This window comes from Micromonospora sp. ATLC16 (genome assembly GCF_057196645.1).
The window spans coordinates 1-223 of record NZ_JBXUOW010000206.1 but is presented as its reverse complement, the minus strand read 5'-3'; the positions used below and the strand labels follow the sequence as shown (position 1 = coordinate 223).

Here is a 223-nt window from a genome sequence, read left to right as displayed (position 1 = left end):
ACCTGATCCGGGTCGGCCACCAACTCCAGAGTCGATCCCGGCGCACCCGGCTGTTTACCCCGCCGCCTACCGCTGCTCTTGCTCTTGCCCGACTGCGGGAGCGGCCTCGCCGGCCCATCGGACGACGGCGGTTTGGACGAGTTCGACGAGTTCAACCCCAGCCGACGCCGAAGTTCCGCGTTCTCGGCTTCCAGTCGATCCACCCGTTCCCGCAGCTCAACCA

At 67.3% G+C, this 223-nt stretch carries 1 protein-coding gene; it reads right to left on the bottom strand.

What is annotated here, in order from left to right:
• A partial coding sequence (locus tag AC2CHE_RS27065) for a DUF6444 domain-containing protein (RefSeq protein WP_484507640.1) occupies nucleotides 1–215 on the bottom strand: 215 nt, incomplete at its 3' end.
• Nucleotides 216–223 lie beyond the last annotated feature (8 nt).